The organism is Stenotrophomonas sp. Br8 (assembly GCF_014763005.1).
Classification (GTDB): Bacteria; Pseudomonadota; Gammaproteobacteria; order Xanthomonadales; family Xanthomonadaceae; genus Stenotrophomonas; species Stenotrophomonas lactitubi.
This window is the reverse complement of sequence record NZ_JACGTN010000018.1, coordinates 108,373-120,846: the sequence shown is the minus strand read 5'-3', so window position 1 is coordinate 120,846 and position 12,474 is coordinate 108,373. Positions and strand designations below refer to the sequence as shown.

The 12,474-nt window shown below is 66.9% G+C and carries 13 protein-coding genes; 6 read left to right on the top strand and 7 right to left on the bottom strand.

Going from position 1 to position 12,474, the window contains the following annotated elements; genetic code table 11:
- The first annotated feature begins 419 nt into the window (after positions 1-419).
- The 6 genes from H3005_RS16605 to H3005_RS16580 all read left to right on the top strand — a co-directional run bounded on the left by H3005_RS16605 (position 420) and on the right by H3005_RS16580 (position 4,682).
- On the top strand, positions 420-1,040 hold the full coding sequence (locus tag H3005_RS16605) for a LemA family protein (RefSeq protein ID WP_025877902.1): 621 nt from the start codon (positions 420-422) through the stop codon (positions 1,038-1,040).
- Positions 1,041-1,043: 3 nt separating this feature from the next.
- Complete coding sequence (locus H3005_RS16600) at positions 1,044-1,928, top strand: TPM domain-containing protein (protein WP_100551597.1); 885 nt, start codon at positions 1,044-1,046, stop codon at positions 1,926-1,928.
- Positions 1,925-2,422, top strand: coding sequence for a TPM domain-containing protein (locus H3005_RS16595; protein ID WP_191078611.1), 498 nt, complete (start codon positions 1,925-1,927; stop codon positions 2,420-2,422). Before H3005_RS16600 ends, H3005_RS16595 begins: the two co-directional genes overlap by 4 nt.
- Positions 2,423-2,506: 84 nt before the next feature.
- Positions 2,507-3,394, top strand: coding sequence for a prolipoprotein diacylglyceryl transferase (lgt, locus tag H3005_RS16590; RefSeq protein WP_100551599.1), 888 nt, complete (start codon positions 2,507-2,509; stop codon positions 3,392-3,394).
- Positions 3,391-4,185 carry a thymidylate synthase gene (locus H3005_RS16585; RefSeq protein WP_100463025.1) on the top strand — a complete coding sequence of 265 codons (795 nt, stop codon included), beginning with the start codon at positions 3,391-3,393 and terminating at the stop codon, positions 4,183-4,185. Before lgt ends, H3005_RS16585 begins: the two co-directional genes overlap by 4 nt.
- Positions 4,186-4,190: 5 nt before the next feature.
- A complete protein-coding gene (locus H3005_RS16580; protein WP_191078614.1) occupies positions 4,191-4,682 on the top strand; it encodes a dihydrofolate reductase in 492 nt (163 codons plus the stop codon).
- 93 nt (positions 4,683-4,775) lie between these two features.
- On the opposite strand, the gene H3005_RS16575 is transcribed toward H3005_RS16580, so the two are convergent.
- The 7 genes from H3005_RS16575 to lptD are packed head-to-tail and all read right to left on the bottom strand — an operon-like array spanning position 4,776 to position 12,447.
- Positions 4,776-5,414, bottom strand: coding sequence for a DUF1287 domain-containing protein (locus H3005_RS16575; protein ID WP_191078610.1), 639 nt, complete (start codon positions 5,412-5,414; stop codon positions 4,776-4,778).
- A complete protein-coding gene (locus tag H3005_RS16570; RefSeq protein WP_191078609.1) occupies positions 5,411-6,430 on the bottom strand; it encodes a symmetrical bis(5'-nucleosyl)-tetraphosphatase in 1,020 nt (339 codons plus the stop codon). Before H3005_RS16570 ends, H3005_RS16575 begins: the two co-directional genes overlap by 4 nt.
- A gap of 15 nt (positions 6,431-6,445) precedes the next feature.
- Positions 6,446-6,829, bottom strand: a complete 384-nt coding sequence (gene apaG, locus H3005_RS16565) for a Co2+/Mg2+ efflux protein ApaG (protein WP_025877914.1) — start codon at positions 6,827-6,829, stop codon at positions 6,446-6,448.
- A gap of 13 nt (positions 6,830-6,842) precedes the next feature.
- Positions 6,843-7,646, bottom strand: a complete 804-nt coding sequence (gene rsmA / locus H3005_RS16560; RefSeq protein ID WP_089238873.1) for a 16S rRNA (adenine(1518)-N(6)/adenine(1519)-N(6))-dimethyltransferase RsmA — start codon at positions 7,644-7,646, stop codon at positions 6,843-6,845.
- Entirely contained in the window at positions 7,643-8,623 is a 981-nt protein-coding gene (gene pdxA / locus H3005_RS16555) for a 4-hydroxythreonine-4-phosphate dehydrogenase PdxA (protein ID WP_191078608.1), read from the bottom strand. Before pdxA ends, rsmA begins: the two co-directional genes overlap by 4 nt.
- Before the next feature lie 3 nt (positions 8,624-8,626).
- Positions 8,627-9,970, bottom strand: coding sequence for a peptidylprolyl isomerase (locus H3005_RS16550; RefSeq protein WP_191078607.1), 1,344 nt, complete (start codon positions 9,968-9,970; stop codon positions 8,627-8,629).
- Complete coding sequence (lptD, locus tag H3005_RS16545) at positions 9,967-12,447, bottom strand: LPS-assembly protein LptD (protein WP_331273774.1); 2,481 nt, start codon at positions 12,445-12,447, stop codon at positions 9,967-9,969. The genes H3005_RS16550 and lptD overlap by 4 nt, the downstream gene beginning before the upstream one ends.
- Positions 12,448-12,474: the final 27 nt, after the last annotated feature.

Genomic DNA, 12,474 nt, shown 5'->3' with positions numbered 1-12,474 from the left:
CTCACGCCCCTGCCACCGGACCTACCCCGCCTTCGACAGTTTTCCGCGACCTGTCGGGACGGCGTTCTGTGCTGTTGGTAGGTGTCGACCTTGGTCGACACAAATGTCTGAAGAATCGGCTTTTGCTTTTGATTTTGATTTTTTTCTTTTGATCTCCCGCGGTGCGCAGGAAATTGTCCGTGGCCGGGAGGGTGGGTTGGCTGGGGGCGTAAGCGCCAAGGATGGCGCGCCCGAGCCTACAAGGACGTATTCACGGCGTCCCCCAGCCAACCCACCCTCCCGGCCTACCCCGATATCCAGCAAACACAACCACCGCGGAGGGGGCGGCGCTCGATGGCTGACGACGGCCGACACTCTCCACACGCCCGTTAACACCGACCATGGCATGCTCGGCGCTCAGTCCACCCGGAGCCTTGGCCATGCGCCTGTTGACCCGCCTCATTCCCCTGTTGCTGCTGGCCTCCCTGCTGTCCGGCTGCGGTTACAACGCCATCCAGCAGAAGGACGAAGCGGTCAAGGCCAGCTGGTCCGAAGTGCTCAACCAGTACAAGCGCCGTGCCGACCTGGTGCCGAACCTGGTGCAGACCGTGAAGGGTTTCGCCAGCCAGGAAGAGCGCGTGCTGACCGAGGTCACCAACGCCCGCTCGCGCGTTGGCCAGATCAACGTCAACGCCGACGATGAAGCCTCGCTCAAGCAATTCCAGCAGGCCCAGGGCGAACTCGGCAGCGCGCTGTCGCGCCTGCTGGTGGTCACCGAGAACTACCCGGTGCTCAAGTCCGACCAGAACTTCCGCGATCTGCAGGCGCAGCTGGAAGGGACCGAGAACCGCATCACCGTTGCCCGTGGCCGCTACATCCAGCAGGTGCAGGACTACAACACCTACATCCGCTCGTTCCCGCAGCTGATCACCGCCAAGATCTTCGGCTACCAGCCCAAGCCGAACTTCACCGTGGAAAACGAAGCGCAGATCTCCAACGCGCCGGCGGTTGATTTCGGCAACGCGCCGCAGCAGCAGCCAGCCCCGGCCCCGGGCCACTGACCGATGCGCCTGACCGCCACACTGCTGGCCCTGCTGTTGTGGCTGCCGTTGGGCGTGCAGGCGCAGACGCTGGCGCCGATCCCGGCGCTGGATTCGCCGGTGGTCGATACCACCGGCACTCTGGATGCCGCACAGAAGCAGGCGCTGGTGCAGCAGGCGTTGGACCTGCAGCAACGCAAGGGCAGCCAGATGCAGGTGCTGGTGGTGCCGACCACGCAGCCGGAAGACATCGCCCAGTACACCACCCGCGTGTTCGACCAGTGGCAGATCGGTCGCAAGGGCGTGGATGACGGCGTGCTGCTGGTGGTGGCCAAGGAGGATCGGCGGGTGCGCATCGAACCGGGCTATGGCCTGGAGGGCGCGATTCCCGATGCGATCGCCAACCGGGTGATCCAGGAGTACCTGGTGCCACGTTTCCGCGCCAATGACTATGCCGGTGGCATCACCGACGCCACGGCGATGCTGGTGAAGATCATCGACGGCGAACCGCTGCCGGCGCCGGTCAGCAGCCAGCAGGGACGTTCGCCCGAGGGCGGCGGCGATACCTGGTTCCTGGCGTTGTTCATCGGCGTGTTCGCCGGCAGCATCCTGCGCGGCGTCTTCTCGCGTGTACCGCGTCCGCTGCGCGGCCTGCTGGGGGGCGCCGGTGCGGCCGTTGCTGCCTTCCTTTTCACCTCCACGCTGCTGGCCAGCGGCCTGGCCGGCGTGGTTGGCCTGGTGGTGGCGATGCTGTCCGGCCATCCGGGGCGTTTCGCTGGCGGTGGCGGCTGGGGTGGAGGCAGTTGGGGCGGTGGCGGCTTCGGCGGCGGTGGTGGATTTGGCGGTGGCGGCGGCTGGGGTGGCGGCGGTGGCCGTTCCGGCGGCGGCGGCGCGTCGGGGGGCTGGTGACGATCCAGCGTCTCTGCAGGCATCTGTTTTCGCCATCGGTACGCCGGGCGTTCCCGCCGGCCACGCTGCAGGCGATCACCGAGGCGATCGCCGCTGGCGAGCAACGCCATGGCGGCCAGGTGATGTTCGCGGTCGAGGCCGACCTGCCGCTGCACGCGCTGTGGCACAAGGTCACCCCGCGGCAGGCGGCCGAACATGCCTTCGCCCGCTTGCGCACCTGGGATACCGTCCACAACAACGGCGTGCTGATCTACCTGCTGCTGGCCGACCATGCCATCGAGATCCTGGTCGACCGCGGCCTGCAGGGGCGCGTCGCGCCCGAGCAATGGCAGCGGGTCTGCACCCACCTGCGCGAGGGCCTGCGCGGCTCCCAGCCGGTGGCGGCGCTGCGCGATGCCATCGACGAGGTTTCCACCCTGCTGGAAGGGCACTTTCCGGCCTCGGCGCGGTCCGATCAGGACGGCCTGCCGGACACGCCGCAGATCCTGGGCTGAAGCCCGGCAATCGCGTGACCGGGGCCGCCGCGAGGCCGCTCCCGGGCGGCGCTAGAATATCTGCATCCCTGCAAGGCGCCCTTCATGATCTATTTCCACGACATCGACCCCATCGCCCTCTCGCTGGGACCGATCAAGGTGCACTGGTACGGCATCATGTACCTGCTCGGCTTCACCGCCGCCTGGCTGCTGGGGCGCAAGCGGATCGCCGACGGGCGCCTGCCGGGGGTCGATGCCAACGGCTTCTCCGACCTGCTGTTCTACGCCATGCTCGGCGTGGTGCTGGGCGGCCGCATCGGCTACATGCTGTTCTACGCGCTGGGCGATTTCCTGCACAACCCGCTGCTGCTGTTCAAGGTGTGGGACGGCGGCATGAGCTTCCACGGCGGCTTGCTGGGCGTGATCGCCGCCTGCTGGTGGTGGTCGCGCAAGCATGCGCTGCACTTCTTCGACACCATGGACTTCATGGCGCCGCTGGTGCCGCTGGGCCTGGGCTTTGGCCGCATCGGCAACTTCATCGGCGCCGAGTTGTGGGGCAAGTACACCGACGGCAGCTGGGGCGTGGTGTTCCCGTCCGGCCTGCCGGCACCGTTGAACCAGCTCGACCACGCCACCCTGCAGTCGCAGTTCGCCAGCGGTGCGCTGAATCAGTTCGCCCGCCATCCGTCGCAGTTGTATGAAGCGCTGCTGGAAGGGCTGGTGATGTTCGTGGTGTTGTGGACAGTGTCGGCCAAGCCGCGCCATCGCTATCTCATCGGCGGCCTGTTCGCGCTGCTGTACGGCATCTTCCGCTTCGCCGTCGAGTTCGTGCGCATGCCCGACAACGGCGTCTATGTGGCGTTCGGCTGGCTGACCAAGGGCCAGATCCTGTGCGTGCCGCTGATCGCCTTCGGCCTGGTGCTGCTGGTGATGTCGCGCCGCGCGCCGGTGCTGCAGCCGCAGCCGCTGGTGGTGGCGGAGGGCAAGGCATGAAGGCCTACCTGGACCTGCTTTCGCACGTGCTCGAACACGGCGCGGAGAAGAGCGACCGCACCGGCACCGGCACCCGCAGCGTGTTCGGCTGGCAGATGCGCTTCAACCTCAACGACGGCTTCCCGCTGGTCACCACCAAGAAGCTGCACCTGCGCTCGATCATCCACGAGCTGCTGTGGTTCCTGAAGGGCGATACCAACATCGGTTACCTAAAGGACAACCAGGTGCGCATCTGGGACGAGTGGGCCGACGACAACGGCGACCTCGGCCCGGTGTACGGCAAGCAGTGGCGCAGCTGGGCCACGGCCGACGGAGGCAGCATCGACCAGATGCAGTGGCTGGTGGACGAGATCAAGCGCAACCCGGATTCGCGGCGGCTGGTGGTCAGTGCCTGGAACGTGGGCGAGCTCTCGCAGATGGCGCTGATGCCGTGCCACAACCTGTTCCAGTTCTACGTGGTGGACGGCAAGCTCAGCTGCCAGCTGTACCAGCGCAGTGGCGACATCTTCCTCGGCGTGCCGTTCAACATCGCCAGCTACGCGCTGCTGACCCACATGGTGGCGCAGGCCACTGGCCTGGGCGTGGGCGATTTCGTGCATACGCTGGGCGATGCGCACCTGTATTCGAACCACTTCGAGCAGGCCCGCGAGCAGCTGTCGCGTGAGCCGCGCGCGCTGCCGACGCTGTGGTTGAACCCGGAGGTGACCGATCTGTTCGGCTTCCAGTTCGACGACATCCGCATCGACGGCTACGATCCGCATCCGGCGATCAAGGCGCCGGTGGCGGTGTGAGTACGATGAAGCTGTCGATGGTGGTAGCGCTGGATCGCAACCGCGGCATCGGCCAGGGCAATGCCATGCCCTGGCACCTGCCGGACGACTTCAAGCACTTCAAGGCGTTGACCCTGGGCAAGCCGATCCTGATGGGGCGCAAGACCGCCGAATCGATCGGCCGGGTGCTGCCGGGTCGAACCAACCTGGTGCTGACCCGCAGCGGCCAGGTGCCGTTCGAGGGCATGCGTGCAGTGGCCTCGCTGGACGAGGCGCGGGCCATTGCCGAAGGCGAAGGTGCCAGCGAGCTGTGCATCATCGGCGGTGGTGAGATCTTCCATCAGCTGCTGGACCAGGCCAGCGACCTGTATCTGACCTGGGTGGATGCCGAAGTGCCGGCCGACACCCATTTCCCCGAGGTGGACGCGCAGGACTGGCAGGAAGCGAGCAGCGAGCCGCACCCGGCTGACGAACGCCACGCGTACGCGTTCCGCTTCGTGCATTACGTGCGCAGCTGAGCGCGGAGTCCTGTAGAGCCGAGCCATGCTCGGCTGCTTTTGGCGGACACAAATCGCAGCCGAGCATGGCTCGGCTCTACAGCACCGCCTCACTCACGGCATCCGGTAGTGGCCGATGATGGTGTGCTGGAACAGCAGGTTCTCTTCCCGCGTGCCACGCGCGATGTTGTGCAGCACCAGCGGCGTGCCGTCGGCCAGGCGCCGGTCGGAGACGATGCCCACGTGCAGCAGGCCGTTGCCGTTGAGCTTCCAGGCCACGATGTCGCCGGCAGCGAAATCGCTGGCGCGCGCACTGATCGGCTGCTGCCAGCCCTGGCGATCAAACCAGCGCATCAGGTTGGGCACGCGCCGATGGTCGATGTTCCGATCCGGTCGCGACAGGCCCCAGAGCGCTGGATAGGCGCTGAAATCAGCGCGCATGTCTTCGTTGACGCGGACCTGCAGGTCCAGCCCCTGCGTACGCAGGGCGCGTATCACCACGTCAGTGCATACGCCGCGATCAGCGGGCACGTCGCCAGCGGGGTAGGCCAGTACCTGATAGGCCGGGTCGTAGCGCGTGGTGACGCCGATCTGCGCGCGGGCGGCAGCGACCAGCGGTGGTGAAGGTGTCGGTGCAGGGGCGGCGGACTTGTCGGCGCCGGCGGTCGCTGGCGACGACGTGGGCTGGCAGCCGCTGGCCAGGGCCAGCGTCAGCAGCAGCACCGTCCATGGTGCGCGGTTGCCTGGCTTCATGCCGAAGGAGGCGTGCCGTTGTTGTTGCCGCCGCCACCGCCACCGCCACCACGGCGGCGGCGCCGACGTGGACCACGGTTGCCGGGCGCACCAGCCGTTGCAGCGTTGCCGTTGCCCTGGCTGTTGTCCTTGCCTTGCCCTGCCGCGCGCTCATGTGCAGGCCGTGCAGGCGGCCGCGCGTTGGCGACCGGTGCCGGCACGTCACGTCCCGGAACCTGCACCACACGCAGCTCATCGGTGTCGAGCTGGATCGCGGTGAGCTTGCCGCCCCACACTGCACCGGTGTCGATCGCGTGGATGCCCTGGGTGATGGTCAGGCCGAGCGCGGACCAATGGCCACAGACCACCTTCAGGTCGCGCTCGACCCGGCCCGGCACTTCGAACCAGGGATACAGCCCCTGTTCCTGGGTGCCCGGTGTGCCCTTGTCCTCGATGCCGATACGGCCGCGCGAGGTGCAGTAGCGCATGCGCGTCAGCACGTTGATGATCGCCCGCGAGCGCTCGTAGCCGGTCAGGTTCGGCGCCCAGCTGGGCTTGTCGCCGTACATGTTGCGGAACAGCTTGCGGTAGCCGGCGCCGTGCAGCTGCACTTCCACTTCGGCCGCATGCTTCTCGGCCATCTGCGTGGTCCACTTCGGTGCCAGGCCGGCATGCACCATCATCCAGCCAAGCTCACGGTCCACGTGCACCAGTTTCTGCAGGCGCAGCCAGTCCAGCAGCACGTCACGGTCTTCGGCCTGCACGATGCGCAGCAGGTCCGGGTTGACCTTGCGCTGTTCTTCTTCGGTGCGCGCACCGACGGCCAGCAGGGAAAGGTCGTGGTTGCCGAGCACCACCACGCTGTGTTCGCGCAGCGAATGCACCAGCCGCAGCGTTTCCAGCGACTGTCCGCCGCGGTTGACCAGGTCGCCGCAGAACCACAGGGTGTCCTGCGCCGGATCGAACCGGATCTTTTCCAGCAGGCGCTGGGTTACGTCATAGCAGCCTTGCAGGTCGCCGATCGCCCATACACTCATCGTTCGGCCTCCGTGTCAGTGCAGGGTGCGCGGGATGGCCAGCACGAAGGGTGCGACCGGCGCGGCGAATTCGGTGCCATCGTCGGCCACCATGTCGTAATGGCCCTGCATCGTGCCGTGCTCGGTGCCGAGCATGACACCTGAGGTGTAATGGAAGTCTTCACCCGGACGCAGGCGCGGCTGTTCGCCGATCACGCCATCGCCATCGACATGCTCGACGCGGCCGTTGGCATCGGTGATGCGCCAATGGCGTGCGACCAGGCGCGCAGCAACGCGGCCCTGGTTGTGGATGCGGATCGTATAGGCGAACGCATAGCGACCGTCTTCCGGTGCGGATTGGTCGTCGAGGAAGCGCGGCGCGACTTCGACGGAGATGGCGTAAACGTCAGCGTCTTCCATACCAGCAGTGTAATCAGGAGGCATTGGCCAAAGCGATGAATTCAGCCACGTCCAGCTGTTCGGCGCGGGCGTCGGGACGCACGCCGGCGGCCACGAACTGCTCGGCGCTGACCACGTTGTTCAGGGCATTGCGCAGGGTCTTGCGGCGTTGGCCGAAGGCGGCCCTGACCACGTCGGCGAAGCGCTTGTGGTCCTTGATGTTGATGGTGGCCGGGTCACGCGGTATCAGACGCACCACGGCCGAATCGACCTTCGGCGGCGGCCTGAACGCACCCGGCGGCACCACGAACAGCGAGGTCACCTCGCAGTAGGCCTGCAGCATCACGCTGAGGCGGCCGAACACCTTGCTGCCGGGACCGGCGGCCATGCGATCGACTACTTCCTTCTGCAGCATGAAGTGCATGTCGGAAATCACCGCAGCGTGTTCCAGCGCATGGAACAGGATCGGCGAGGAAATGTTGTAAGGCAGGTTGCCGACCAGGCGGATCGGCTGGCCATCGGCAAGCTCGGTGAAGTCCACCCGCAGCACGTCGCGGTTGACGATGGTCAACTCGCCCAGCGGTTCGGCGGCGGCGGTCAACGGCGCGATCAGGTCGCGGTCGAACTCGATCACCGTCATCTTCGGGTGCACGCGCAGCAGCGGCAGGGTGATCGCACCCTGGCCCGGGCCGATCTCGACCAGGCGGTCGCCGTCCCTGGGATTGACCGCCATCACGATCTTGTCGATGTAGTAGCGGTCGGCAAGGAAGTGCTGGCCGAGCTGCTTCTTGGCCGGGGCGGAAAACACCGGGCCGGAGGGGGAATGCGGGGAAGTCATGTGCTCAGTGTACGTTGCCGCGCCAGCCGCGCACACAGCGTCGTGGCGGCCTGCAGGCTGGAAGGATCGGCAATGCCGCGGCCGGCAAGATCCAGCGCGGTGCCGTGGTCCACCGCCACGCGCGGGTAGGGCAGGCCCAGGGTCAGGTTCACCGCCTGCTCGAAGCCGGAGTACTTCAGCACCGGCAGGCCCTGGTCGTGGTACATGGCCAGCACGGTGTCGAAGCCGGCCAGCTTGGCCGGCAGGAACGCGGTATCGGCCGGCAGCGGGCCGATCAGGTCCATGCCCTCGCTGCGCAGGCGCTGCAGCAGCGGGATGACCAGATCCAGTTCCTCGCGACCGAGGTGGCCGTCTTCGCCGGCATGTGGGTTCAGGCCAAGCACGGCGATGCGCGGTGCGGCCAGGCCGAACTCGCGGCGCAGCGCGGCATGCACGGTGCGCAGGGTGTGTTCCAGGCCGGGGCCGGTGATCGCATCGGCGACCTCACGCAGCGGCAGGTGGGTCGTGGCCAGGGCAACGCGGACGATGTGGTTGGCCAGCATCATCACCACCTTCACTCCGGCCTGGTCGGCCAGCAGTTCGGTGGTGCCGCTGTAGGCGATGCCGCCCTGGTTGATCACCGCCTTGTGCACCGGGCCGGTCACCACGCCGTGCAGTTCACCGGACAGGCAGGCTTGGCCAGCACCCAGCAGGGCAGCGATCACTGCGCCTGCGTTGGCAGAGTCGGTATGGCCAAAACGGCTGGGGGTGCTGTTGGCGACGGCGCGCAGGCGCAGGTCGCCGGGGACGCGGGCATGCGCGTCCTCGGGCAGCAGTTGCAGGGGCAGGTTCAGCGCGGCAGCGGCCGCGCGCAGGGTGTCCGGATCGGCAAATGCCAGCAGCCGGCAATCATCGCGCGGCTGCTGGACCAGTCGAACACACAGCTCCGGGCCGATCCCGGCGGGCTCGCCCGGTACCAGAGCGAGCTCGGGGAGCATGGCTCAGGACTGCGGCGGCGTGGCGGTATTTTCCGCCCGGTCACCGCTGCGGAAGCTGACGTAGGCTTCGCCACGCAGTTCCTGCAGGAAGCGGTTGTACTCGTCTTCCAGCTTGCGGCGGCCGATGGTCTCGCGGACCTGGGCACGCTGGTTGTCGCTGCCGACGTCGGTCTGGCGGGTGCCTACGCGCTGCACGATGTGCCATCCCGCATCGGTGCGGAACGGCTGGCTCACGCCGCCGTCCTGGATGCCTGCCACCTGCTGGCCGAAGGCCGGGCCGAATGCGTCGGCCGGGAACCAGCCCAGATCGCCGCCCTGGCCCTTGCTGTTGGTGTCCTCGGACGATTCCTTGGCCACCTGCTGGAAGTCGGCACCGCCGGCAATGCGGGCGCGCAGGGTATCGATCTTGGCCTTGGCGGCCGCGTCGGACTGTGCATCGTCCACGCGCACCAGGATATGGCGGCCGTGGTACTCGGTGACGGTGTGGGTGCCTGCCGCCGCGCTGGCGTCACGCACTTCCACCAGCTTCAGCAGCTGGAAGCCGCTCGGGCCGCGGATCGGGCCAACCACTTCGCCAGGCTTCATCTGCTGCATCGTCTGTGCGAACGCCGCCGGGATTTCATCCAGGGTGCGCCAGCCGAGGTCGCCGCCTTCCAGTGCATTGGGGCTGTCGGAATAGCGCACGGCCGCCGCATTGAAGTCCAGTTCGCCCTTGTCCAGCAGCTCCTTCACGCCGTCGGCTTTCTTCTGGCCGGTGGCGATCTGCTCGGCAGTGGCGCCGTCGGGCAGGGCGACCAGGATGTGCGCCAGGTGGAACTGGTTGCCGGCATCGGCCTGCTGCTTCAGGGCCGCATCGACCTCGCCTTCGCTGACGCTGATGCGGCTCTGCGCAAAGCTCTGGCGCAGGCGCTGCACGGTGATCTCGTCACGCACCGAGGCACGGAAATCATTGAAATCGATGCCGTCACTGGCCAGGCGCTGGCGCAGGGCATCCAGGGTCGAACCGTTCTGCTGGGCGATGGCGTTCATCGCCTGGGTCAGTTCCTGGTCGCCGACATGGATACCGCTGCCCTGCGCACGGGCCACCTGCAGCTTGACCAGCACCAGGCGCTCGAGCACCTGGCGGCTGAGCACGTCATCAGGGGGCAGCTGGGCCTCACGGCCGGCGTACTGCGCCTTGATGTTGGCGATCGCACGCTGGAGCTCGCTCTGCAGGATCACGTCCTCATCGACGACAGCAGCGATGCGGTCCAACGGCTGGGCCTCCTGCGCAAGAACCTGCAGGGGGGCGGACACGCTGGACACCGCCAGAAGCGATGCGAGGAGAACGGGGAAGCTCTTGGTCATGGGATCTGATTCGGATCGTAGTCATCGCGGGTCGTTCCGGTGTTGCTGGGCGGCACGAGATAAAGGTCGTCGCGGTTGTAGCCGAGGATAGCACGGCGCAAAGTGCGGTCCGTGTCCTGGCCGAGGGAGCTCAAGCCCTTGAGCACGAACTCGAGCTGGATGGAGTTGTTCATTTCGCCTTCGCGGTTGCGCACGTAGCGGCGGGCCACGGCGCGCACGGCCAGGCAGCAGCTGTCCCACTGTACGCCACCGATGATCTCCAGCGGTTCCTTGTCCTGCAGCGAGTAGTAATAACGGCCCACCAGACTCCAGCGCTCGTTCAGCGGGTACAGGAACGACAGGTCGGCCTGTTCCAGCAGGGTACGGTCGTGCTTGTTGGCATTGGCCGGGGCACCGGAATTGATGCGGTAGCGGTAGCTCAGGTTGACCACGCCGTCGTTGGACATCAGGTAGCGGGCACGGACGCTGGCCAGGTCCTCGCGCTTGTACTTGGGATCCCACTGGTAGGTGGCACCCAGCGTCCAGCGGTCGTTGATCATGTAGTTGCCGTCGGCGATCCAGGCCGACTTGCCCTTTTCCACCGGCGCGCCACCGGGGGTCACGGACACCCGCGATTCGTCGAAGTACTGGATCTGGCCGATGGAGGCCGAGAAGCGTTCCTTGCCGGTGGTCTGGTCGATGAAGCGGGTGCCCAGCGCCAGGGTCAGCTGGTTGGCGTCGTTCTGGCGATCCGCGCCGGTATAGCGCGAATCGCGGAACAGCTGGCCCCAGCTGAAGGTGAAGTCGCGGGTATCGAAGATCGGCAGCTCGTCCTGGTTGCGGTAGGGCGTGCGCAGGTAGAACAGGCGCGGCTCCAGGGTCTGCAGGAACGACTTGCCACCGATCTTCGTCTCACGATCGAAGAACAGGCCGGCGTCGAGGCTGGCGATGGGCAGGCTGCGGCTGGGCGAGGTATTGCCGCGCAGCTGTTCCGGCGTGGCCGTGTTCGGATCGATGCCCTGCGAGACCAGGATGCTCCTGCGGGTGGCATCGGCCAGCCCGCGGTCCAGCTCGTAGCCGGTATAGCGGTAGGCCAGGGTCGGGGTGATGTACCAGGCCGCGCCGCTGATCGGGAACGACACGTAGGGCTTCACATCCAGGCGCGAGCCGCCGTACATGCGCTGGGTCTGGCCGTTGCGCGTGTACTGCAGGTCGGGACCGGCACTGGCGTCGTACTTGAAATTGATGTCGTCGTGGGTGAAGCGCACGGCCTCGGCATAGACACCGGTCTCCAGCCATGGCAGCAGCGGCTTGTCCCAGTTGACGTACAGGCGCGGCTGGCGGTTGTAGGCCAGCGCGCGTTCGTCGAGGGTGTAGTCGGTCAGCTGCCAGCGGTCGGCCATGATGCCGGCCGTCCAGTTCTTGCCGGTGCCGTACAGGCCCACGGTGCTCTGCAGGTTCGATGCGGTGACACCCACCAGGCGGTTGGCGAAGTCCTCCACATAGCGCTCGTCGCTGACCCAGGCCAGGTTGGCGCGTGCCTGCCAGTGGTCGTCGAGGTTGTGGTAACCGCCGAACATCACCCGGCCGCGGTCGCGGTCGCGCAGCTTGTCGTTGGGCATGAACGCGGTCAGCAGTTCGCCACGGCCGCCCTCGTAGAGGTAGCGGAACTCATTGTCGAGCATCAGGCCGCGCCGGCTCATGTAGCGCGGGGTCAACGTGTCGTCGTAGTTCGGCGCCAGGTTGAAGTAGATCGGTTGTGCGTAATCGAAACCGTTGCGGCCGGACATGCCCAGCTGCGGGAACAGCAGGCCGGTCTTGCGCCGGTCATCGATCGGGAACTTGAAGTAGGGCGCCCACAGGATCGGCACCTTGCCGATCCGCAGCACCGCGTTGCGGGCGGTGCCGAAGCCTTCGTCATTGTCGACTTCGATTTCCGGCGCCGTCAGCCGCCATACCGGCTGCGACGGGTCGCAGGTGGTGTAGGTGGAGCGGTGCATCTGCCCGACCGCGCCCTGCAGGTCGACCGATTCGGCTTCGCCATTGCCGCGGCGGGACACCAGCTGGTACTGGATGTCGGTGATCTTGTGGGTGTCGCTTTCCTGGTTGCCCTCGGCGCGCTTGGCGACCATCCGGATCGAGGCATCCTGGTAACGGACGTTGCCGTCGGCGACGTAGTTGCCGCTTTCGGTATCGAAGCTGAGCTTGTCGGTGCCGACGAACTGGTCGCCCCGGCGCAGCGCCACATTGCCTTGGTACTGCGGCACGGTGGTGGTGCCCAGCAACTGGTCGCCCTCGATGTCGGTGGGCTGCTGCTCGCGCGCAGCGCTGGCGGCAGCCTTGTCCTGGCCGGGCACCGGCGTCGGCGCGTCGGTGAACGCAGGGATCACGTCCGTGGCCGGGCAAAGGCCCCAGTTGAGCGGCTTGTCATCGGCCCATGCCGGAAGGCAGACGGCGATGCTCAGGGGCAGGGGAAGCAGGCGGAGGGCTCGGCGCACGCGGTTCGGATTCGGGCGAAAACGGAC

Coding starts and splice junctions, on each gene's coding strand:
- H3005_RS16575 (WP_191078610.1), bottom strand. CDS start 5,414: ATGAAGCCAGGCAACCGCGCACCATGGACGGTGCTGCTGCTGACGCTG.
- pdxA (WP_191078608.1), bottom strand. CDS start 8,623: ATGCTCCCCGAGCTCGCTCTGGTACCGGGCGAGCCCGCCGGGATCGGC.
- H3005_RS16550 (WP_191078607.1), bottom strand. CDS start 9,970: ATGACCAAGAGCTTCCCCGTTCTCCTCGCATCGCTTCTGGCGGTGTCC.
- H3005_RS16605 (WP_025877902.1), top strand. CDS start 420: ATGCGCCTGTTGACCCGCCTCATTCCCCTGTTGCTGCTGGCCTCCCTG.
- rsmA (WP_089238873.1), bottom strand. CDS start 7,646: ATGACTTCCCCGCATTCCCCCTCCGGCCCGGTGTTTTCCGCCCCGGCC.
- H3005_RS16570 (WP_191078609.1), bottom strand. CDS start 6,430: ATGAGTGTATGGGCGATCGGCGACCTGCAAGGCTGCTATGACGTAACC.
- H3005_RS16600 (WP_100551597.1), top strand. CDS start 1,044: ATGCGCCTGACCGCCACACTGCTGGCCCTGCTGTTGTGGCTGCCGTTG.
- H3005_RS16585 (WP_100463025.1), top strand. CDS start 3,391: ATGAAGGCCTACCTGGACCTGCTTTCGCACGTGCTCGAACACGGCGCG.
- lgt (WP_100551599.1), top strand. CDS start 2,507: ATGATCTATTTCCACGACATCGACCCCATCGCCCTCTCGCTGGGACCG.
- apaG (WP_025877914.1), bottom strand. CDS start 6,829: ATGGAAGACGCTGACGTTTACGCCATCTCCGTCGAAGTCGCGCCGCGC.
- H3005_RS16580 (WP_191078614.1), top strand. CDS start 4,191: ATGAAGCTGTCGATGGTGGTAGCGCTGGATCGCAACCGCGGCATCGGC.